The organism is Paraburkholderia sp. MM5477-R1, assembly GCF_050436385.1.
Taxonomy (GTDB): Bacteria; Pseudomonadota; Gammaproteobacteria; order Burkholderiales; family Burkholderiaceae; genus Paraburkholderia; species Paraburkholderia tuberum.
Window position 1 is genome coordinate 57,084 of the sequence record NZ_JBNDMC010000004.1, and the last position, 21,674, is coordinate 78,757.

Genomic DNA, 21,674 nt, shown 5'->3' on the forward strand with positions numbered 1-21,674 from the left:
GTACCGCACGCCGGATTTCACCAGCCTGTTCCCGTTTTCTGTTCGCGAGTCGATCCTGCATTGCGCGGTTGCATTCCATCTTCTTCTCCCTGAGAGGGGGCCCCACGGGTCAATGTATAAGCTCGATGGAAAGGATCAATCCCACCGTACAGATCACCGCCGCAGCGAGCCACCACCGTCCGAGCCTGATCAAAAAACGTTTCATCGGGTTCTTCTTTATTGGGCACTCAGGCGACCGCCAGAAGCTTTACCGCCTTCGCCGCCAGCCTTTGCGAGAGACCCAAGCATCCTTCCGGCCGTGCCAAGCCTGCCCACCATGGTGGAAATCCCGACGCCGCCGGCGAGCGACGACGCCAGTCCGGGCAGGTTGAGCGCGATGATCCAGAAGGAAATCCCCATAATGTCGAGTTCAAAGACCTCCGCGATGCTGGGCATCGCACCACCCGCGGGTATGAAGCCCATCGCGAAATTGACCTCCAGCGCACATGACGCCGCGAACAGCGTGACGAGAAAGACGTAGTTCATGCACTGCCCCACCCAGTTCCAGAAGAACTGCCGTGCGGGTGGAAAGAGTGCGGCCGAGATGAACAGCGGTCCGAGGGCAAGCAGGATCCCCAGCGCGAATTTCGCCAGAATCAGATAAGCGATCGCGATAGCCATGAAAGGCGTACCGAAAATGAATATCAGGCAAATGACCCACAGTGCCTCAAACACCTTTAGCCCGTGCGCGTTGTTGAAAATTGCCTGTGCGGAATTCAGGTAAGCATCCAGCAGGTTGTCGAGCCCGGACACCGTGTTGCTTCCGTTTGTCACCGCTGCGGAAAGCTGCTCTCCCAGCCCGTTAAAAAATGGCACGACGTAGCTGGTGTAGAACTGGATATTCATGCCGCACGTGAGAATGAATGCCCAGGTCGCCATGCGCATCAGAAAATCGTTGATCGGCTCGTCGTTGCGGCCCTGCCAGTAGGACCACAAGATCAGCAGTACGTAAATACTGAAGCACGCGGCCATCAGCGGAGAGATCAGCGCGATCATCCGCGTCGATCCGGTGGTGATCGTGTTCACCACGTTCTGATCCATGTAGCTCGTCATTGACGAAAAAAGATGAGTATTTACCACGGTGACCTCACGTCCAGGGTTGTGGCGACCGGCACTTACTTCAGACCGGCGGCGCTGGCTTGCGCGTCGTCGCTCGCAGCATGTTCCGACAGTTCCTTTTGCTTCGCCGCGTATTGCTGCGGAGTCATGCCTGCTAGTGCGGCATCGAACTTCAGATCCTGCTGCTGCTGTTGCTCTTCCTGCAAGTTGTGCTGATGACGATCCCGCGCGAGATAGCCGAGATAGCCCGCGATCACGACCAGCAAAGCGACAATTGAGCCGAGAAGTGTCTTATTGACCATTGTTTTTCCCCATGAGAGCGTTATCGAATTCCCGGTCGCGCTGCTCTTCAGCAAGCTTGAGTTCGGTCTGCTGCAGCTGCGCGGTGAGTTGCAGCCGGGTCTGGTCATTCGTGACCATTGCCTCTTCGGCCGCCATCCGGTTCTGCAGATCCGCCTTCTGAGCCGGATCCTGCGTCGCGTTGGACAACTGCATCAGTTGCCTGATGTTGTTCAGCCGCGCCGTCGTCGCGCTATACGCCTGCTCGTTCATCGCCTTGTTGGCCGCGAGCGTGTCGTAATAGCGTTGCTGGCCGGGCGTGCTGGCACCAGTCATGCCCTCCTGCTGCTCGATCGTGCGCATCGACGAACTGATGCCGGACAGGCCGCCACTCCTCGCCTGGTCGTAGATGTTCTGCCACTGCTCGGGCAGATAGTTGCGCAGCGATGCGTCATTCATGATGGTGCCGAAACTGCTGTTGCCGGTCAGCGCCTGATACTGGGCCTCCTGGTTCTGGATCTGCTGGAACAGCTGCTGGACCTGCACCATCTGCTGCGCGAGTTCGGCCGGCGAGATCGTCGGCACGCCCTGCGCATGAACGGCGCCCGCGGCGCACAGCGCGAGCGCAGCGACAGCCACACGGCCTGCCCGGATCAGGCGCACGGTCGGCCTGACATTGTTGACGTTCATTTCATTCCTCCATTGCGTTAAGGTCAGACAGTCAGTGCGTCGGCGTCTGCTTCGACGGTCCGCGCGGGTGGATAAATGGCCGCGAGTTCGGCCCGCTTGCGCTCGAGGCCGCGCTGCAGTTCGTTATTCCAGAGGCGTTCGTCCGCACCGTGCTTCGCCGCGAGTCGCGTGCGCAGCTTGCGTTCGAACACCCGCTCCAGATAGACGGGCAGCCAGACGTCCGGATCGTCGCCGAGCTCCGCGCGCACCGCGTCGCAGATCAGCACGTTTTCGCGGTCACCGGAGAACACCGCGATCGCGTCATCGAGCCCGGTCAGATCAAAACTCGCGAAGGCCGACTGGTTGCCCTGCTTGATAAGGAAGCGCCGGGCCTGCGGCGTGAGCTTCCTGAACTCGCGAAATTCCTTCTTCGTCATGCCGTCGCGCAGATAGGCCTCTTCTTCCGCCGCCGGATCCGCCATCCAGAGCTTGGTCGCAACGAGGCTGCGCAGGGCGGGGAAGAGATCCGCTGCTTTCTGGCCCTGCTCCGGCTGCTGTGTGATCAGGGTGAGAAACTCACCCTCCTTGCGACCGCTGGCAAGTGTTTCCTCGATCTGCTCACGGATCGTGCGGAAGCGGATCGGCAGCCAGTACTCCTCGATCACCGTCTGCATCAGCCGGCCTTCGCTGCGCATCAGTTTCTTGAGGTGGAACAGGTAAGCGAACGCCGGTTCCGACGGCTCATAGTTCTCGACGAGAAACGCCTCGACGTCGAACCCGATCCAGCGTTGCTCGCTCATGTTCAGCGACAGGTTGGGTGGGTTGTCAAAGACCCACCAGAACCGGCCACCCTCTGACTTGCACCAGAGCGACAGTCGCGCACGCAGGCTGTCATCGCCTTCGTCCGGAATGCTGTCCAGCAGCAGACTGAAGCGGCGCAGGCGCACATCCTCGATGCCCATGACCGCATCGACGGCGTTGCGGCACTGGATTTTCTCAGAGGCCGTCAGATCGATCCTGATCTGACGGCCCTGGTGGTCGACGCCGTTTTTCCGGCCGCACAGTTCCGTCAACCCGTACAGGAACTCGCGGTTATCCGGGGTGTCGGCCAGCTCGAACGGCGCCCACCCAGTTGGCTTGCCTTTCTCCAGATTGACATAGGCGCCCCCCATTGCACGGATCAATACCTCCCAGCCACGCCCTTTGTCGAGCACGTACAGGAGCGGGTCAAAGCGCGACAGCATGCCGGTGATCGCCGCAGCCAACATGCTCTTGCCGGTACCGGTCGTACCCTTGAGTTCGTTATGGGCAGCAAGCTTTTCCGCCACGTTGATATCGCCTCGCCGCGTTGCGTGGTGGTTGTAGTGATACATGCCAGAGGCCGAGCGGAACGGAATGATGGCCGATCCGTCACCAATCGGGTTGCCTTCGGCCTTGCCGGTCGAATAGTCGTGACACGCGTGCATCGATGCAAAATTGCGCGACGACTGCACCTTCGGCCGGGGCTTCACCCTGGCCGCTGGTACCTGCGAGAAGTAGGTGAATGGTGCGGAGCCCGTTGCCAGCGCCCATTCGACGCCGCATTCGCTCAGCGAGCGCGACGCCAGCAGGTTGCCGTTTTCCAGTGCCTCCTTCGCTGTCTCGCCATAGACGATGGCGGCGCCGTGATACTCGCCGAACGAGAGTTCACCCGTGTTCACATAGCCCTGCGCATCGCGCAGTTCCCTGACCTGATGCTTCGCCTTGTCGCCGGCGGACTCCAGCTTGTTGATCGTAGAATCGATCGTGCGGTTCGACTCGAAGCCGGTCATGCAGTTGAACGAGTGCGCAACCGTCAACTCCACCGGCAGTGAGATGATCGGGTCGAGTTGCCCCCAGCCTGGCTTGTCCGGACAGCCGCGCAGGTCGTAGCAGGTGGCGAACTGACGCGACGCCGGCACGCCCGGGCCCTGAACAGACAGTGCGTTGTAGCCGAAATGCAGATAGCTCGACGGGATGATGTCCGTGCCTGGCTCCGCCGCCACCGGCAGATCACCCTGCACTGCATTGACCAGATCGCTTATAAAACCGTACTGCCTGGAGAACAGCATTGGCGTGCCGTTCATGTGCTTGCGCCCGTACACTTCGAGCAAGTCTGCCTCGTAGTCGGCGAACTGCAGCAGCGCCTGCTGGGCGAGTGATTCGATCTCCTTCAACCCATCGTCGAAATCTTCGTATTTCAGGATCAGCGACAGGTAATAGCGGTTCTCGAAGAATTTCTCCTCATGGAACTTCCCCACATGCACCGACGCGAACCACTGCATGAAACGCGGACGGAAACGGTACGCATGCTCGAAGCTCACGCGCCGGCGCGTGAAGACCGCGTGATAGCCAAGCCGGCCACCCAGATCGCGGCCGAGCTTGCTGTATGTTTCGGTATCGCGATCGAACATGCGCTCGATCGCTTCGTTTTCATGCACTTCGAACGGCACGCCGCGCTTGGCCAGCGTCACCATGAAGCGGTTGCCCTCGAGGTGCTGAACGTGTTTCGTGACCGGATGACCGAACTTCGGGAGCCAGTCCTCAACCGCGCCAATGGCGCCAAGGATCTCGCTGGAGACGGCGGGTCTGCCTTCCATCGGTTTGCCTTTCATCACTGATCCGTTTCGAGTTCACGCAGCCGGCGTTGACCGCTCGACAGGGGTTTGAGGAAGTCGCGGTAGACCCGCCGTTGCCGGCCGTAGCGCAGCGGGGCCAGCGTGGCCGTGTTGCCGAACTGCGGTGCCGTGCGACCCGCATTCACGCGCGCACGCACGCGCAACTGCCAGAAATAGAACCGGCAACGCAGTTCGAGCCACATGATCCGCAGGCCCTGATCATCGGTTTGGCATACGTGCTTGAAATACAGCAGCACCGGAAAACCGAGGAACACGAACAGCAGACCGCCCGGGCCGACGAAGAACGAGATCAGTACGCCCACAAACATCGAGGCGACCACGACGACCAGCATCGCCATGTAGGGGACACCCCAGATGGCCGCCGTGCGGCCGAGGCCATTAAAGCCGGGATAGGTGTTCTTTTCCGACATGACGCTCTCAGCTGAACATGTTCCACAGATACGGCGCGAGCACGCCGACCACCGAGCCCACCACCGCCACCTTGCCGCACATCGTCACAAACTCGCTCCAGTGCGCGCGATCGGCCCAGCATTCCGCGCCCTTCCACATCAGCACGCAGGCCGCACAGACGCCGAGGAACGAATAGAGCCAGATCTTGAAGGTGGTCGCGCCCTGGGTCGCCGAGTCCAGACCGCCGCCTGCAAGCGCGAGCTGCGAGCCCATGACGACCCCGATCAGAACGGCCTTGCGCACGGCGGTCAGAATGACCTGCATCCTCATGCCAGCTGCATATGCGGTAAGTTGTACTAATTTCTGTGAGCGAGGCGATACTTTGTGATGCATGATTTCTCCTTGGGCGGTGAGTCACCGGCGTCGCCATGCACGCCGGGGTAAATCATTTGCAGGACGTTCCGGCGCACGGATAGTCGCCAAACGCATCCCATGACGGGTGGGCCTGGCTTTGCGGGTCGGGGACCGCTTCGTTGCGGCTCGCGCCTGCACGTTGTGCGGTGGCCGGTCGGACGCGAACAGGGGCGCCCGACTGCGGCCGGTCCATCACGACGGAAATTGCCGGCACCACGCTGGTCGTTATCTCGGCTGGTTGTGCGTTGGCCGACACGCGCTGCACGTAGCTCGTCCCATTGAAGTCGGCCGCGAAGCCGCGGGTAAAGTTGCCGCTGTAGTAGCAGCTGATCGCGGCACGCAACGCCCGGTCCCCTGCTCCCATCGTCGCGGCGGCTCGCGTATAGCAGGTGCGCAGAATGGCTGCGCCGGCCTTGAGGTTTGCACACAGGTCGAATACGGTTTCGTAGGTCAGGCCGTAACGGGCGAGGTTCGTCCTGTTGACCTGGCCGAGCCCCATGCTGAAATTGATACCCTGGGCATCGAGCGCCTTTGCCGTCGCCACGGCTTCTGCGCGATCTCGCGGCTGACGCGCGAGATGACCACCAACGACGCCAATCGCATAGGGATTGAAGCCCGATTCAGTGCGCACGACCGCCTGAAGCGTCGTGGGGTGGACGCCGGGTGCGCATTGCTGGGCCAGCGTGTCGAAGTCAAGCATGACTGCGCCCCTCGCCAACGCTCCGGCGCTGACCAGGCTCAAACGATATGATGGCTTCAGCCATTGTCGACCTCGCAGGTTTCAACAACTGGGCAGGCTGGCTCAGATGCTCGCTACATCAGTACCAGCCGCTTCTACTACCTGTTTCTCCGCACCCACCTTCCCTGGTCCGCTGGCGCCTCGCTACACGCTGCCGCGCCTCCGAGGTTTCCCATTGGGATGTGCCACCCGTATACTGAGCAAGGTTATTCAACTTCATACAATATAGGCACGTTTGTGCCCATTGTCAATATTTGAGCACGTTTATGCCAGAAACTTTCGGTGCCCGGCTGGTAGCCGAACGCGAACGTATGGGGCTAGCACAGGGCGACATGAAAGCGATTGCTGGCGTAAGTCGTCGCGCCCAGTTCAATTACGAACAGTCAGTCCGGCTTCCCGATGTGGGCTATCTGGCTGCTCTTGCAATGCATGGCTTTGATGTTGCGTACCTGGTAACGGGAAAACGCTCGTCTCGTTACGGTGCTATCGATGAAGGCATCCTGTGTCGCGTCTTCGTCGCTATCGATGCCGGGCTTCCCAGCGCCGGGCGTTCAATTGACGCAGTAAAGATGGCTAAACTGATTTCCCTCGTCTATCAAAGCGCTTCAGAGACCGGTGAAGTGGATCCGCTTCTCGTACAGAAAGCAATCGCCCTCGTTTCCTGACCCATTCAATCGCCCAACGCACTCATAAAGCCATGTGCGCTGGGTGCGAGGAAGAACGGACTGCTATTTCAGCCGTGGCCAGCATTGCACGGATCTGTCTGGCAAACGCCACCGCATGCGCTCCGTCTCCATGCAGACACAACGACTGCGGGCTGATGCTGACCCAGCTACCGTCCGATGCCCTGACCCGGCCATCGCGCGCCATGCTGATCACCTGCTCGCAGGCGAGTTCATCGCTTTCGAGCACTGCGTTCGGCTGTGATCGAGGCACGAGCTTGCCGTGTGGCGTATACGCTCGGTCGGCGAAGCCTTCCTCGATCGCCACCAGCCCTTCATCACGCGCGGTCCGCACAAGTTGTCCCCCAGCGAGGCCGAAGATCGCCAGCCCAGGATTCATATCGCGGACGGCATGCACGATGGCGCGGGCCAGGTCGGCGTCTTCCTCCGCCTGGTTGTAAAGGGCGCCGTGCGGTTTCACATGCGTGACGCGCCCGCTGAGCCCGGCCACCACAGCAGCCAGCGCACCAACCTGATATTGCACGCCGGCATACACCTCATCCGCAGGAAGGTTCATCGCGGCACGGCCGAAGTTTTCGCGGTCCGGAAAGCTCGGATGCGCGCCGATCGCGACGCTCTGGCGAATCGCCTCCGTCGTGACACGACGCATGGTCAACGGATCACCGGCATGCCATCCGCACGCCACGTTGACTGAGGTTGCGTACTCCAGCAACTCACTATCGTGGTCGAAGCCTTCGCCGATGTCGACGTTAAGGTCAATTGCTTTTTCGCTCATGGTTTGTCTCATCCTTTTCCAATACACAACGGTTGCCGGTACGAACCATGCCGTCACCGATGAATACGTTGTCGATATCACACCGTTGATCGCCCAGACGGACGCGCAGCGACCAGGCCGACGATCCAGTGCACCGCCATGGCAGCAATGCGTCTGCACGCTCTGCCGCGGACATATGCGCGGTACTGGCGACGAGCAGCAGCCCGTAGGCGATCACGACCGCCAGAACGATCACGCGCGGGCGTGCGGACGCTGCTATTCGCGGGTACCGCGCCCTGCCTCGAGCAGACTGAGTGGACATGGGACTTGCGCCGCCGGCGCCTCCTGGTGCTGGAACGTTCTGATGATGTCGGCGTCCTCGGGCGGAACCCGTGACAGCCAGTCGTATACGCGGTTCTGGCCGGCTTCACGAAGGCGCACGTCCAGCGCGTTGTCGATCGGGGTGTTCACGCTCACCCCTGCATGCTGCATTTGCACGTCGTTCGCCCGAATCCGCGCAGGCAGGGCGGCCCATTGCTGCGACTCGGCTTCATTGGCGGCTGCGTCCAGTTTGGGCCTGAGTTTTTCCGGCAGCGCCTCATAGCGCGATTGACTCATCACCACGAATGACACGGGAAACGCGTAGTGGATCGCATTGAAATTCGACAGATTCGCCTGGAGAGTGATACCCACGGCCCCATCACCCGACGACAGGACCGCGTCAAGATGACCGTTGCGCAGGAGCGACCCGACGTCCTGGACAGGCAGCGCAGCGGCATGGGCACCCAGCGCCCCCAGCACCTCGGCGGAGGCATCGTCGTATGTGCGCACCCGCAGATTAGCCAGGTCCGCGAGCGTCGTTACCGGCTGCCGCGACCAGAGCCCCGTGGGAGGCCAGGGTGAAATGAAAAGCAGGTGCAGACCCGCACGCAGCAACGCACGCCGGTAAGCCGGTTTCGCGAGGCAGGCAAGGCGCCGGGACTCTTCCTCCGAGCGGACCGCGAATGGCAGTGTCGACAACTCGAAGATGGGATCGACGTGTGCCAGCGCCCCGGCAAACACGTCTACGGCCTGCACGTTGCCGTCCAGTACCGCCGCCACGGGGTCCTTCGTCGCGGCTTTCGCCATGAATTCGGCCCGCCCGGTCAGGACCCCGTCCGTCTGTCGGGTCAACGCTGCAACGAAGGATTCAACGCCTCGACCGGCTGCGGTATCGGCTGGATGGTCCGATGCGATCGTCCATGTCTGGCCCGCGCGTGCCGCATGCCCTGCCGTCCCGCAGGCGAGAAAGGCTGCCAGCACGGCATGCGTAATACGTTGTCCTAATCGGATACGGATCATCGGCAGGATTATTCGACAAGGAGGCGGCCGCATCGCCGCGGCAAGCGCGGGATCGGGTCAGGTGGAAGTCACTTTAGCGGAGAACGCTATGTCAAAACCGGATGGATTCTGACGTATGCAGGAGCCACATCCTTTGCTATGATGCTCTGTTCCGCTTTAAAAAACGGCAGTTCCCGCTATTCAATCAGCCCCTTGTCGGTGGCCATTGCGGCCGCCCGGGTGATATGCGAAACGCCCAGCTTCCGGTTGATTTTCTTGAAGATGTCGTAGACCGTTCTTTCCGAAAGGCCGAGGCTGTCCGCAACATTGCACGCGGTGCGGCCCGCCCTCACGAGGCGCAGGACGATCCGCTCGCGCGGATCGAGATCGATCCGGCTAGCCTCCTCCTCACGCTGCGCGACGATGCGCCACTCGAGTATTTCCTCCGTAAGCGAGCGTAGCAGCGCGCGGCTCCGGTCCTGCCAGAGCACACGCTCGCCTTCCGGCTGAGGCAGTTCGTTGCCGGCCTGCAGCAGGCCGATCAACGTACCGGAAGGCCGATGCGCCGGACAGACGATAGCGCTCCGGAAACCGTATTGCGCTGCTGCCTCCGTCGCGCGGCCATCGTCGCCGAACGACTCAATATCGCCTGCAAGTATCAGGGCGCCGTTCTTTCGCGCATACTCGATGACAGGATCCGTCCTGTACCATTGGTGACTGATGTACGCGTGAATCCAGCCAGGATGACATCCAATGAGGCAGCGTTGCCCGTCAATGGCGCCAGTCCTTTCGTCGACATGCAACCAGCGATAGGTGTAGGACTGTGCGCCCAGAGGGAGAAGCACGCCGCTGATTATTGCCATCAGCTCCGCCTCGTTCGGGCAGCCGCGAACGCGACCGATCTGGTCGAGCGGATCGCACGGGCGTTGCCGCGCTGCCGGGCGCCCCGACTGGCTTTCCAGTTGTTCGCAGTGGACCCGGCAGAGGGATTCATATTGCGGGCGCAGGTGCTCGCCATATGGATCCGCGGCGATGAACTCCTGCAATGTGTCACGGTCCCCTGCCAGCAGAATCTGTGTCATGGTCACCCCGTCGGCCCTGACAAGCTGCCGTTCCAGCACGCAGGACATATCCGGATTCCGCCACAATTGCAACGCGACACGATCGCGCGTGACGTGCACGGCGGCCTCGAAGAGCATTTCGCCGTCTCGATCCGCGCGGCCGGCAGCTAGCGTGCGCATGGCCGCACCCTATGCCGCGCGACCGGCTTGCAGACTACCCGGTGCGACCGGCCGGCAGAAATAGAAACCCTGCACCTCGATATGTCCGAAGGGGCGTAGCCAGTTGACCTGCTGCTCCGTCTCGACGCCTTCGACCACGAGTGAAAGTCCGAGATCATGCGTCAGCGAAACAATGCTCTGGAACATCGCGAGCGCCGTCCTGTCGCCAGGCACGCCCCGCGTAAAGCTCCGGTCGATTTTCACGCCGTCAACCATCAGATTGGTCAGGTGAGCCAGCGACGAATAGCCGGTTCCGAAGTCGTCCAGCACCACCCTGACGCCGAGCAGTCGCAGTTCTTTCAGGCGACGTGCAATGAGAGCGGCGTCCTCGAGAATGGCGGTCTCCGTGATTTCGAGCTTCAGCCGCCGCGGATCAATCGAGTGCCGCTCGAGACACGGGCGGATCACGCCGATCAGATCCCCGTGGACCAGCTGCGCGGCCGACACGTTCACAGACAGATAGAGCGGGCGCGGGTCGCTTTCCATCCATTCACTGAACTGGGCGCAGGCCGCCTCGAGGATCAGCTCGCCAATGGGAATGATGAATCCCGTGCTTTCCGCAAACGGAATAAACTCGCCCGGTAGGACAATGCCTTTTTCCGGGTGGCGCCAGCGCACGAGCGCTTCGACGCCCAGTGTGTCTCCCGTGTCCAGCGACACGATCGGCTGGTACTCGAGGAAGAACTCATTGTTCTGGATCGCGTACTGCAGTTCCTGCTGCCGTTCGATATCGCGCATCGCCCGGACTGCCAGGTCCGGGGTAAAAGTATGGTATCGGCTCGCATTCGCCGACCTGCCCTCTTCCTTTGCTGCATACATGGCCAGATCTGCCTGCCTGAGCAGGTCATATTCCGTTTCGAACTCCGCCGTGTAGACGGCAACGCCGATGCTCACACGCATCACATAGCTGTTGCCGCGCAGCCCGAAGGCGAGTTCGAACGCATCGATAATCGACCGGGCCATGTCGTGTGCGGCGACAGCGACATCCATCCCCTCGACGACCAGCACAAATTCGTCTCCGCCAACCCGGGCGACGATCGATTTCTTTCCGGCCACCCTCACGAGGCGCCGCGCCACATTCTGGAGCAGTTCATCGCCCGTCTGATGGCCCAGCGCATCGTTGATGCGCTTGAAGTTGTCGAGATCGACGAAGAGGAGCGCCAGCCTGTCGAGCGGCCTCTCGCGCCCGAGCCTCCGCCGCAGGATTTCAGTGAGCAGGTAGCGATTGGGGAGACCCGTCAGCGCGTCTGTTTCCGCAAGGTGCTGCATTCGTGCCCGGGCTGCCACCAGTCGCGTCATCGTCGCCGTAATGACCGCAGCCGCTACCAGCAGGACGATTGTGAGAAGGCCGGCCATCAGGATGTACAGATCTCTGGCGTGCCGATACCCGGCGAGCGCGACCTTTTCCGAGGTGCCGACCAGCACCGCCACCGGATACTGCGTCGAATGCCGATAGGTAACGATGCGAGGCACGCGGTCCACGGGATCGGTGAACCCTTCACCTTTCGCATCGACCATTTCGCGATACGCGGACGCTGGTGGTCCAACTGGCGAAGCATGCTCACCGCTCGCCAGGCGCGAGAGCAGGTAGCCGTTATCTGACATCACCACGAGCATGCCACCCACGCCCAGGGCCTCGAGATTGTTGAAGCCGGTAGTGAGAAAGTCGGGATCTTCCGACACCACCACCACGCCCGCGAAAGACCCGTCGGGGTTGTTCAGGCGACGCGTGAACTGCAGCGTCCAATGGTGAGATACGCGACCTAGCACCGGCCGACTGATATACAGTCCCATATCCGGGCTGCTTTTATGGGCAAGAAAGTGTCGCCGGTCGCTGACGTTGACGGGCTGCGCCTCGGGCGTCGTCGTCTGCAAGACTTCGCCGTCTGGCCCGACAATGGTGACCTGCAGTGCGGTACCTGCGGAAATCAACCCCTTCTCTTTATACGTGTCCAGCCGGAACGTTGACGGCGAGCGCTCGTATTCGTATTTGATCCAGCGTACGGCGACATCGGCATCGTGCACCGTCTTGTCGATATGAGCAGCAAACGACGATGCCACCTGGGAAGTAGCGCCAGCCACCACCTGCCGTGCTTCCCGTCCTTCCGCCTGGATACGCGAGATGGTTCCGATCCAGAGGACCAGGATCAATGCGAATGTGCCTGCAGGGACCCAGACAACAGACTTCGCCGGTGCCAGTCGGTGTAAGCGCTCCAGCCAGTTCACTAATGCCCTTCTGCCTCGCCGGGTCCTTGTGTCCATGACGGTTGCCTCCTGGCCGGATGCCGCGCGGTCAATTTTGTCTGAACAATTACCATACAGAGGTTTTCCCAAATATTGCGTTACAAGATGTTACTCACGCGATGCTGCGCTCCGCAGCCGCGCTTTCTTCGCTAGATTTACTATTGATAAAATACGTTATCAATAGTAAAGTCGGGGGATTGTCGGTGAGCTTATCGGGGATGGCATGGTGCAGTTGGCAGTCAAAGGGGCACGCGGCGAAATGGGCATACTCACGCAACACGAGTCGGAAACCGGCCGCCTGTGCCGTGCGCTGCGTCTGGTTGCAAGCGAGGACGGGAAGTCCGTCCTGTTGGTGGAAACCGATGCGCGCAAGGTCGGCATCCAGCGCGAAACCCGGTTCGAGATTACGACTGGTGAACTGATCGCGCTGATCCGCGCGCACGCTGCCGAGCTGCCTGGAGAAAACCATGTCCGTCCCGTCGACCCCAGTTGAACGCGAGCAGCGGCTGACCGCCGCTCAGTTTCACCGGCTCGCCGACGTGCCACCCGAAACCGAATGGTTTGCCAATCTGGACAACCCGCGCACGCGTCGCGCCTATCAGGTCGATCTGCGCGACTTCATGAGTTTCACCGCCGTCACGCGGCCCGAAGACTTTCGCCTCGTCACGCGCGCGCATGTGCTGGCCTGGCGCAAGGTGCTTGAAGACCGTGCACTCTCGGGCGCCACCATCCGCCGCAAGCTGGCGGCACTGTCCTCGCTCTTCGAATACCTCTGCGAAAAGAACGCGGTGGACTTCAACCCCGTCAAGGGGGCCAAGCGACCTAAGGTCGAGAGCAACGAAGGCAAAACGCCCGCGCTCGGCGACCATCAGGCGCGCGCGCTGCTCGATGCGCCCGACCCGGCCACGCTGAAAGGGAAACGCGACCGGGCGCTGCTGTCGGTACTGCTGTATCACGGCCTGCGCCGCGAAGAGCTCTGCCAGCTCAAGGTCCGCGACATTCATCCGCGCCGTGGTGTTCTGCATCTCCGTATTCACGGCAAAGGCAACAAGCTGCGTTACCTGCCCCTGCACGCGGGCAGCGCAGAACGCATCCACGCTTACCTCGAAGTGGCAGGACACGGCGAAACACCTAATGCTCCCCTCTTCCAGCCGGCCCGCAGGAAGACACATGCAGCATTGACGGCCGATGGCGTCTACAAGATCGTGCTCGCCTACGCAGCCGACGCGAAAATCGAGGTGCAGGGCTTCGGTGTGCACAGCCTCCGGGCGACGGCGGCGACCAATGCGCTGGAACATGAAGCCGATATCGCCAGGGTTCAGGAATGGCTCGGTCACGCCAACATCGCCACGACCCGTATTTACGACCGTCGCACAAGTCGCCCGGAAGATTCTCCGACATTCAGGGTTACATACTAAGCAAAGACTGTCACCGGCTGAGGCCGTGTGAAAACGCAAAGGTACTCGGTTTCAGGTGTCGCTTTACCCTTCCCGAAGTGCTGCCAAGCCGATATGGCGCGATCTAAAGGGTCGATTTTTTCAAACCCCATGTTCTGCATGCGTTTTTCATACGGCCTCGGCCAGAAGCAGCCTTCCAATTACCCATCCTCAATCGCTGATAAATCTGGATGGTTTGGGCCACCGTAAGGGCGCTTTGCTAATCTTCGCTCTCCTGTAGATAGTGGAGTAAAAGCAATGACAAAAATATCCGTTCGTAGGGCAGGCTTACTGGACGTACCGACGCTCACGCAGATCCGTAACGACGCGCACGCAATGAAGGTGGCGCACGGCGACTATGCGTGGGGCAAGGAAGGAGACGGATTTTCCGAGAGGTGGATGCGAAACAATGTCTCTGGAAAACAAGTGCATGTCGTTGAGCTGGATGGCACTCCGGTCGGAACGTTTTCGTTCGATCTAGACGATGAAAAGCACTGGGGACCTCAAGAACCGATCGCCGGCTATGTGCATGGGCTATGTGTGCGGAAAGGCTTTGACGGACGTGGACTCGGTAGCTTCATGCTTGATTGGTGCGCCGACAAAGTGAGCGGCTTGAACCGGCGTTTTGTTCGACTCGACTGCGACGTCCAAATTGCGAAGCTATGCGCCTACTACGAGTCGCTTGGATTTATCCGCGTAGGACTGCAACCCGACGGTTACGTCTGGTCACTGTACGAAAAATTGGCCCACTAGCTTGCCCGTGCCTGCGAATCAAAACAGTGCGCGTGTGAACAGCTACTCGGACATCTTCACAGGCAGCGACGGATTGATCGGCCTGCAAAGAGGATCACAGAAGCAGATGTGACGGCCTCGGTCGATCAGCGACATCAGAAACGCACACTCGGACGCTTAACGTACGAAAAAGTCCGAATCTTGAGGGCACGCCTGGTTGGGGCCTGCACTAATAGCCAGCTTTCTTTGCAGACTTGCTGCTGTAACCCGCAAAAAACAATCTACGCCATACTGGGTCGCAAAAAATGAGTACTTCCGTTAGCGAATTCTTTGACGCTCTAAACGCCCAAGAGACGACATTCATATCCGAGCTCGCCTCGGACACCCGCGGTCTGATCCTGAAAGCCGCAATCAACGAGCTTGATTGGTATTACTACAACCTGTCGCAGCGCGACGAGGCTGCGACCTTAGACCAGACTGAGCAGTTCTACCTGCTGCAACTGGGCGTCGCGCGCCTGATCAAGCTTTCGTTGGAAGCCAGTCCAGCGTTCAGTGTTCCAAGTTTGATGTTCCAGCGTGACCCCGCAATCGCACTTCCTGTTCTTCAGATCGTAGGAGGTCTGGGTATGATCGAGCACGGCAGACGCATTGCGCAATCGGCATCGACCGGACTTTGCAGCATCGAACGCACAGGGGAAAACGAATTCCAGATTCGCGTGCCGTCCGTGATTCCCGATGACGAATATTATGAAAGGTCAATCGCAGAACACTACCGCGCGCAATCGCGCAGGCGGATGGAGCAACTCTTTGAATCTGAGTTTGCGCGGCAGAGGGGAGAAGAAGTCGGTGAGATGCTTAAGGAACTGGTGTACCCGTTTCAGCGACATTACATCGGGTATCACGCGGATTCCCTCCTCGACGACTATTTTTTCACCGTTGCCTTTAGCGAAACCCAGTTGGCTGACGGGTACGACTCGTTTCACGGCGCAGTCGAGTTCGGCGGAATCCCCTACCAGAAATATATTCTTGCGCTGACTTTCTTAGTCGGCATCTCGATGCGTCACGAGCGATTCGCGGAGGCGCTGGTCGAAAAGGAACCCGGGGTGAAACTTGAGAACATCCTCACAATCACGTCTGAGACCGCGCCCTTTATCGAAAGCCTCAAAGACGCCATCAACCAGTTCGGTGTTGTCAATGACGGGTTTGAAGACGCGACGCTCGAGGATGCGCGGCGTATTTTTGAGGTCCTTTCTGTCAGTCGAAAGAATACGGCCCTTCTTGACCGACCGGCGTCGCCGCTGCCCATGATGGTCCAGTCATCGGATCAGAGCTTCATCCGGTCCATAACCGCCACACGGTTAAACCCGATGCAGTTCCTTCTCAACTCGCTGAGACACCACTATCCGCGTGATTACGACAAGCGTCAGCAGTCTCGCGAGAAATCGATGCAGACGGCCATCAAGCGCGTGATGGACGACGCGTTCTCCGGACTGGCATATCTCGAGAACATCAAGATCAGACTGGGCGGACGCGAGCTCACGGATATCGATCTGGTAGTGATGGAAGAAAGCACGGGTGCAGTCTTCCTCTGCCAGCTGAAATATCAGGATATATATGGGGCGGATCTCCGATCAAAGCATGCCCGGACGACCCGGCTTCGAGATCAAACAATCCGCTGGCTAACGTCACTGGACGAATGGATCGAGGCAGTCGGGGAAGCTGGTGTTCGTGCTTCTCTCAGATTGCCACGGCGATTCCCCACCTTGCGCGTCTATCGCCTCGTTATTACGAAGCACTACAGCTTTCCGCTGAAAGACGTGGCGCACAAGGTCGATACGGCCCACGCCAACTGGTTGCAATTGTTCAATTCGATCGAGCTTTTGAAGTTGAAGCTGCCCGATGGGCATACGTTGGCTGACCTCGTCGCGATGTTGAAGAGCATGGAAGCGCCTGGAGGGCAGCAAGCACACCATCACGAACCACGAAGCGAATGGATCATTGACAGTATAAAGTTTACCATCACGCAGGACGACCCTGACGCCGTCCTCCCATCTTCGTACGAACAACCAGCACAGCAGGACGATAGCCAATAGGGAAGCGCCTGACTGCTTTACCGTCTGCGTCGAGCACTCAAACAAACAGTGGTAGCGATTCCGTCGCTATCCGCCGAGAATTCGTGTCGCCGGGTACGTACTCTCCACAGATGTCGAACAGGGGTTTTTGCAGATCCAACAGCCCTTCTTCGACAAGCTGGAGCGCGACGTAGGCGACGAGCGGTTTGGTGAGAGACGCAGCCTCAAAGACAGTCGCCGCGTCGACACCGGCGCGGTCGTGCGCACCGCGAACGCCGAAGTAATGTTCGGCACTTCTCGTCCCCGCGAGAAGAGCGGCAAGCGATACGCCGTGAATCTTGCCGCTGGTAGAGGATTTATCGACCACCGCAATAGATGTCGAAGAGTGCTCGAAAGAAGCGGTCGAAAGCAGGCGCCCGTGGATCGCGCCGCTCCGAAGCCCGCATATGCAAAACATTAACAGGGTCACGATTCGTTCCTCGCCCCAAATACTTGGTTCGCTCGCCCCACACTTCCCCAATAACAGTGACGCGGCCAGCATTGCGTGCAATGTCGAGCTGCGAGTAGCACCAGAGTTGCCCCCACACGTTCGGCCAGAGGTTCGACGGTATTCGCATCCACGAATTCTTGATCTCTACAATCATGATCTCGTTGAAGCGAGGGTGGTGGTAAATCAAGTCTGGCGACACTCTCAGCGCTTCGCCGTTGACCCGAAGATGGTCGATCGTGAACCAGTTTGTGTATCCATGGCCGGGCAAGTGCAGCCCGTTGTGAATAAGGCGCCACTCCGAACCGACACTACGCAGATAACCATTGTGGACGGCACCCTGAGCATTCAACCTGTGTTTGTAGATCGCTTGTTCCAGTGCCTTACCGCGCTCGCGATCTTCGTCGTCTCCGTATGCTGTAGCGTAGAGCGAATAGAGCCACTGTGAGAACCCTGATGCCGTTGCTTGGGGGGCCTCCGGCCGCGTCTTCTCTGCGCGGCGCAAGAACGCAGACGGCAGGAGCTTGAACGGCTCTCTTGTGTCGGGTTTGTTGGCTAGATCGCTGGTGTATTTGTCGAAGTGGAACCCGTCTCTCGCTCGTCGCGTGCCAAATAGCACCTCTGAGCGATACCTGCTTTCGTTTTGGATCGACCGGTCATAGAGATGCGGTTTCCTCTCCTGCCAGAAGCTAATGACTGTATCGCGTGGCAGCTCCGGGCCAACCAACTCGGGTGGCTCGCCCTCTTCCGCGATTTTCCGCAACCGCTCTGCGTTCTCAAACTCAATGGACGCCTTAAGGAGCGCGATCCTGTTCCCGTGATTTTTTCGCCTGCCCATAGCGTTAGGATTTGACGTTTTCGATCAGCTTACCATGCGCTTACTGGCTATTGCTATCGGAGGCTCGCCTCGCTTAGTAGCCTCTTCATGCGCAATGCGGTGTGAGCCGGTCAGCGGATTGTCGATCAAATCAAACACAAGCTGCTTCGCCGTCGAGCTATGCGAAGGTGATCTTCAAGAAATGGTGATCAAATATCGCCCCCGCTGATTGCTTTTTGAGCGTCGGCTTTCCGACGACCTAACCGTCCCCTGAGGGTCGATACTGTTGAAAAAGTCGCTGCGTGAATTTTTCAGTTCTCCTGCGCGAAAATTGACCTCTCAGATCGGCCTACAAGCCGCTCGCGCACCCCGGTCGAGGGTAAGAAGACCCCCGAAAACCTCACGATAGAGATGGCCAGCGACTTTTTCAACAGTATCGGTCGCGTGCTGCCGATCGCGGCGGGTTGAGATTCGCGCAGTCCATGCCGTTTGCGTGAGGCATGCGATCGGCCAGAAGCGGTTGTCCGGCTACCCTCGCGGTAAATCGCAACTGAAGAGATGTGCCGGCTGAGGAGAATCGTCCACGACTACGACCGACTTGCGACCCTTAAGTCCTGGCCGCTTCGCCGCTATTTCATCCCGGAAGAAGCTTCGGAAGGTGATGACGTTGTCCTTCCCCTTGTAACAGGTCTCTTTGGAGTTCTTCAGCGATTCAGGCACAACCAGACAAATATCCTGCCGTCCCATGTCATCAATCGCCTCGGACGATACGCGGTCGTCGACTGTCGCGAGAAACAGCGCGGCGTTGAACTTCTCCAGCGTTACCTGTTTCCAGCGCTCCCGCAAAGTGGTTTTCGCCGACAACACTGCTGCTTCGTCAAATTGGCGTTCAAGCGACTGGAGAGTTACAAGCGATGGCAGCACGAAGTCTGGCCGACGCCCGCCGGTCACTGCTTGCTCCTCGAATGGAATGCTCCCGTCCCGGAGCACTCTCGCGATATGTTGCTCAAACGATCGGCCGGCGCGAGACTTGCGATGCTGGCTTGCGCTAAGGAACGTGGCATCTAGTAGGGGGAAGCCGCGGACGACCGCGGTCACAATGTCATGTCCTTCCGAAGTGACGATGCGAAGTACTTCTGCGGCGCGATGACGTAGCTCGGCCCTTTTGTACAACGTGTACTCGATATCACGACTGATCTTCATGATGGCATCACCAGGATTCTCGATGGAATAGGGATCGAGACTCTGGAGGCCATGTTCTGCGATGAAGATCTGCTGGGCCCCCTCAGCCAGTACGGAAGGCGCGGGTAACTTGGACACCGACGCGATGAACTCGGGAAGGCGCCCTTCGTTGAAGAACCGCGATAGCTCTTCAATCAGTGCTTCAGTTTCGTCCTTCGGCGGTGTCAACGCCTTGCGTGGATCGAACAAGCCGAAATGGAAGTCCGCACCCAGATCAAATGCGGATTCGAGAAGTTCCGCGTCTTCACCGCCTGAGTCGATTGTCATCAAACAGTAGCGGCACCCGCTCACTTCCTCTGTAAGCTTACCCACCATCAGAAGTGATGCGGGTGTTAGCCCGGAAAACTCACTCTTCGGCACGCCGGTCAGATGCATCTCATGACCCTTGTTCGAATAGTGCTTCAGGTTGGATGACTTTATCTCGCCCGTGTCAGGCCACAATGTTCGGACGGCCGCCTCGAAGATATGCGGCTTTGCCGTGTTGATGTTTGCCAGAACAGGGAAAAAGCGGGCTTCGCGAATCTCTCCGGGAATGTAGGGCCCGTTCTGATGACCTTTCGTACGGTCATCAGCCCAACCGCAGTCGTTTCGCGAGAGCTTCTTGATGAACAAAACCGAACTCCGGCTGATCCACTTCTGGATTTCCGGCCAATTGCCAGCGATTGCCATATCGCGCCCCCGTCTCTCAGTTTTTCTCTGTATGGTGCATTCACAGGGAGCGCCAAGCTGCGCGCCCCCTTGACGCTCATGTTTTTGAGACTGTCCCCCTGGAGTCTAGGCCGCGGCCATGATCTCACGCGGCGCTGACGCGTGCGACGATAGACGTTTCGCTTCAAGGATCCTCGACCGCATCAGCTTGGCGACAGCAGCAAACACCGGTACGACCACGGAGTTACCAAATTGCTTGTAAGCCTGCGTATCTGACACAGGAATTCTGAAACCGCCTTCAGCGGGGCCGTCGTAGCCCATCAGCCTCGCGCATTCGCGCGGCGTGAGCCGTCGGGGACGATTACGCAGGTTGTCCGGATGGAAGAAGTCCTTTCGCGGGGAAAATCCCCTGTCGATCAGGATTTCCGATCCATCCTTGTAGTAACGCGCCGACAAGGTCCTCGTGACATCCGAGCCAGTGACGAGACCGTAACCAAATCCGTTGCCCTTTGCCTTGTGCTTGATCGAATAGTTGAAGAGGTATTCCCACAGCTTGGGCGTCAGGACGTACTTGTCCTCAACGGCGGGCTCCAGGAGTTCGGCAAGCGATGGCCGTTTCTTCGGAAACTGCTTCCGGATATCGCTGAGCGTGAACCCTTCGTGCACATCCAGGTCTTTCCGGAATCCAACCAGTACGATACGTTCGCGGTGCTGCGGCACAAAGTGCGCACCGTCGATAATCTTTGGATCGGTCGCTCCCGACGCATCGACATCAGCGATCCAGTAGCCGAGTTCAAGCAGTGTATCCACGATGATCTTGAACGTCCGCCCCTTGTCGTGGCTCTTCAGGTTCTTCACATTTTCGAGAACGAACGCGGCCGGTTGCTTCGCGGCGATGATCCGCGCAACATCGAAGAACAGGGTTCCCTGCGTCTTGCATTCGAAACCATGAACTCGGCCCAGCGCATTTTTCTTCGAGACGCCAGCGATGGAAAATGGTTGGCACGGAAATCCCGCCAGCAGCACGTCGTGATCCGGAATCTCCGCATCAATGTTCTCGTATGCCTGACGCTCGGAGATATCTTCCCGGTCGCTCAGGGTGATCTTCCGGATGTCATCGTTGAACTTGTGATGGGTCGGGTCGCAGTAGTAGTTCGCCTTGTAGGTACGTACCGCTGGCTCGTTCCACTCGCTTGTAAAAACGCATCGCCCGCCCGCGTCCTCAAAGCCGCGCCGGATGCCGCCGATCCCCGCGAAGAGGTCGATAAAGTCGAAATCGGCTTTCTGACGTTTCGGCGGCTTTGGAAGCAGATCCTGCAACGCGCAGTACTCGGCGTGACTGAGCCGCATCGACGCTTTGCCGTTCACCCACCGGTTGATCGTTTCCCGACACCACGAACCGTCGCCGCCCATGTTGAGATATTCGGCGAGATATTTCTGGTCGTAAATTTCCAGAGCCTTTTTGACCAGAGCGAGTTCGTCGTTTGATTTTTGCATGTTCATGGTGCGGGGTGAATTGAGTGACATCCTATCACTCAGTTGACCCAGCGGGCGAGTAACATTTCGCCCCAGTGGCGGCCGAGCGGCATCACCCTATCCGCCGACAGATCGCATAGCGGTCGACATAGGTCGTGGCGCCGCATAGGCGTCCGGTCACCGCACGCACGTTATCAACCAGACTATCTAGGACAGCGTGCGTTATCCAGCGGAAAA

The 21,674-nt window shown here is 59.2% G+C and carries 21 protein-coding genes; 5 read left to right on the plus strand and 16 right to left on the minus strand.

Features of this window, described 5'->3' with window-relative positions; genetic code table 11:
- Positions 1-216: 216 nt before the first annotated feature.
- The 7 genes from OKW35_RS10615 to OKW35_RS10645 all read right to left on the minus strand — a co-directional run bounded on the left by OKW35_RS10615 (position 217) and on the right by OKW35_RS10645 (position 6,207).
- A complete protein-coding gene (locus tag OKW35_RS10615) occupies positions 217-1,080 on the minus strand; it encodes a type IV secretion system protein (protein WP_429551893.1) in 864 nt (287 codons plus the stop codon).
- A gap of 74 nt (positions 1,081-1,154) precedes the next feature.
- Positions 1,155-1,400, minus strand: coding sequence for a hypothetical protein (locus tag OKW35_RS10620; protein ID WP_429551894.1), 246 nt, complete (start codon positions 1,398-1,400; stop codon positions 1,155-1,157).
- Positions 1,390-2,067 (minus strand): type IV secretion system protein, encoded by a 678-nt coding sequence (locus tag OKW35_RS10625; protein WP_429551895.1) that lies wholly within the window; start codon positions 2,065-2,067, stop codon positions 1,390-1,392. Before OKW35_RS10625 ends, OKW35_RS10620 begins: the two co-directional genes overlap by 11 nt.
- Positions 2,068-2,090: 23 nt before the next feature.
- Positions 2,091-4,679 (minus strand): VirB4 family type IV secretion system protein, encoded by a 2,589-nt coding sequence (locus tag OKW35_RS10630; protein ID WP_429551896.1) that lies wholly within the window; start codon positions 4,677-4,679, stop codon positions 2,091-2,093.
- Positions 4,679-5,113, minus strand: coding sequence for a VirB3 family type IV secretion system protein (locus OKW35_RS10635; RefSeq protein WP_429551897.1), 435 nt, complete (start codon positions 5,111-5,113; stop codon positions 4,679-4,681). Before OKW35_RS10635 ends, OKW35_RS10630 begins: the two co-directional genes overlap by 1 nt.
- A 7-nt stretch (positions 5,114-5,120) precedes the next feature.
- Positions 5,121-5,423, minus strand: a complete 303-nt coding sequence (locus tag OKW35_RS10640) for a hypothetical protein (RefSeq protein ID WP_429551898.1) — start codon at positions 5,421-5,423, stop codon at positions 5,121-5,123.
- A 115-nt stretch (positions 5,424-5,538) separates the two neighbouring features.
- On the minus strand, positions 5,539-6,207 hold the full coding sequence (locus OKW35_RS10645) for a lytic transglycosylase domain-containing protein (protein ID WP_429551899.1): 669 nt from the start codon (positions 6,205-6,207) through the stop codon (positions 5,539-5,541).
- A gap of 305 nt (positions 6,208-6,512) precedes the next feature.
- Between OKW35_RS10645 and OKW35_RS10650 the strand changes: the two genes are divergently transcribed.
- Positions 6,513-6,911 (plus strand): helix-turn-helix domain-containing protein, encoded by a 399-nt coding sequence (locus OKW35_RS10650; RefSeq protein ID WP_429551900.1) that lies wholly within the window; start codon positions 6,513-6,515, stop codon positions 6,909-6,911.
- A gap of 22 nt (positions 6,912-6,933) precedes the next feature.
- Here OKW35_RS10650 and pxpA read toward each other — a convergent pair whose 3' ends face one another.
- From pxpA to OKW35_RS10675, 5 genes are all read right to left on the minus strand, one after another.
- Positions 6,934-7,704 carry a 5-oxoprolinase subunit PxpA gene (pxpA, locus tag OKW35_RS10655; protein ID WP_429551901.1) on the minus strand — a complete coding sequence of 257 codons (771 nt, stop codon included), beginning with the start codon at positions 7,702-7,704 and terminating at the stop codon, positions 6,934-6,936.
- Positions 7,685-7,939 carry a hypothetical protein gene (locus OKW35_RS10660; RefSeq protein WP_429551902.1) on the minus strand — a complete coding sequence of 85 codons (255 nt, stop codon included), beginning with the start codon at positions 7,937-7,939 and terminating at the stop codon, positions 7,685-7,687. Before OKW35_RS10660 ends, pxpA begins: the two co-directional genes overlap by 20 nt.
- 20 nt (positions 7,940-7,959) lie before the next feature.
- The gene (gene dctP, locus OKW35_RS10665; RefSeq protein WP_429551903.1) at positions 7,960-9,024 is read right to left on the minus strand and encodes a TRAP transporter substrate-binding protein DctP; all 1,065 of its coding nucleotides are present in this window, start codon (positions 9,022-9,024) and stop codon (positions 7,960-7,962) included.
- A 176-nt stretch (positions 9,025-9,200) separates the two neighbouring features.
- On the minus strand, positions 9,201-10,202 hold the full coding sequence (locus OKW35_RS10670; RefSeq protein WP_429551904.1) for a helix-turn-helix transcriptional regulator: 1,002 nt from the start codon (positions 10,200-10,202) through the stop codon (positions 9,201-9,203).
- 51 nt (positions 10,203-10,253) lie between these two features.
- A complete protein-coding gene (locus OKW35_RS10675) occupies positions 10,254-12,509 on the minus strand; it encodes a bifunctional diguanylate cyclase/phosphodiesterase (protein WP_429551905.1) in 2,256 nt (751 codons plus the stop codon).
- Positions 12,510-12,750: 241 nt separating this feature from the next.
- Between OKW35_RS10675 and OKW35_RS10680 the strand changes: the two genes are divergently transcribed.
- The 4 genes from OKW35_RS10680 (at position 12,751) to OKW35_RS10695 (ending at position 16,788) form a co-directional block, all read left to right on the plus strand.
- Positions 12,751-13,020, plus strand: coding sequence for a hypothetical protein (locus OKW35_RS10680; protein WP_429551906.1), 270 nt, complete (start codon positions 12,751-12,753; stop codon positions 13,018-13,020).
- On the plus strand, positions 12,995-13,945 hold the full coding sequence (locus OKW35_RS10685) for a tyrosine-type recombinase/integrase (protein ID WP_429551907.1): 951 nt from the start codon (positions 12,995-12,997) through the stop codon (positions 13,943-13,945). Before OKW35_RS10680 ends, OKW35_RS10685 begins: the two co-directional genes overlap by 26 nt.
- 276 nt (positions 13,946-14,221) lie before the next feature.
- Positions 14,222-14,716: a GNAT family N-acetyltransferase gene (locus tag OKW35_RS10690; RefSeq protein ID WP_429551908.1), complete on the plus strand. Its 495-nt coding sequence runs from the start codon at positions 14,222-14,224 to the stop codon at positions 14,714-14,716.
- A gap of 284 nt (positions 14,717-15,000) precedes the next feature.
- Positions 15,001-16,788: a hypothetical protein gene (locus tag OKW35_RS10695; RefSeq protein ID WP_429551909.1), complete on the plus strand. Its 1,788-nt coding sequence runs from the start codon at positions 15,001-15,003 to the stop codon at positions 16,786-16,788.
- Positions 16,789-16,825: 37 nt separating this feature from the next.
- Here the strand turns inward: OKW35_RS10695 and OKW35_RS10700 are convergent, their stop codons facing one another.
- The 4 genes from OKW35_RS10700 to dcm all read right to left on the minus strand — a co-directional run bounded on the left by OKW35_RS10700 (position 16,826) and on the right by dcm (position 21,488).
- Positions 16,826-17,134, minus strand: a complete 309-nt coding sequence (locus OKW35_RS10700; RefSeq protein ID WP_429551910.1) for a serine hydrolase — start codon at positions 17,132-17,134, stop codon at positions 16,826-16,828.
- Complete coding sequence (locus OKW35_RS10705; RefSeq protein WP_429551911.1) at positions 17,124-18,017, minus strand: hypothetical protein; 894 nt, start codon at positions 18,015-18,017, stop codon at positions 17,124-17,126. Before OKW35_RS10705 ends, OKW35_RS10700 begins: the two co-directional genes overlap by 11 nt.
- Before the next feature lie 582 nt (positions 18,018-18,599).
- Positions 18,600-19,982 carry a type II restriction endonuclease gene (locus OKW35_RS10710; RefSeq protein WP_429551912.1) on the minus strand — a complete coding sequence of 461 codons (1,383 nt, stop codon included), beginning with the start codon at positions 19,980-19,982 and terminating at the stop codon, positions 18,600-18,602.
- Positions 19,983-20,087: 105 nt separating this feature from the next.
- Positions 20,088-21,488: a DNA (cytosine-5-)-methyltransferase gene (gene dcm, locus OKW35_RS10715; protein ID WP_429551913.1), complete on the minus strand. Its 1,401-nt coding sequence runs from the start codon at positions 21,486-21,488 to the stop codon at positions 20,088-20,090.
- Positions 21,489-21,674 lie beyond the last annotated feature (186 nt).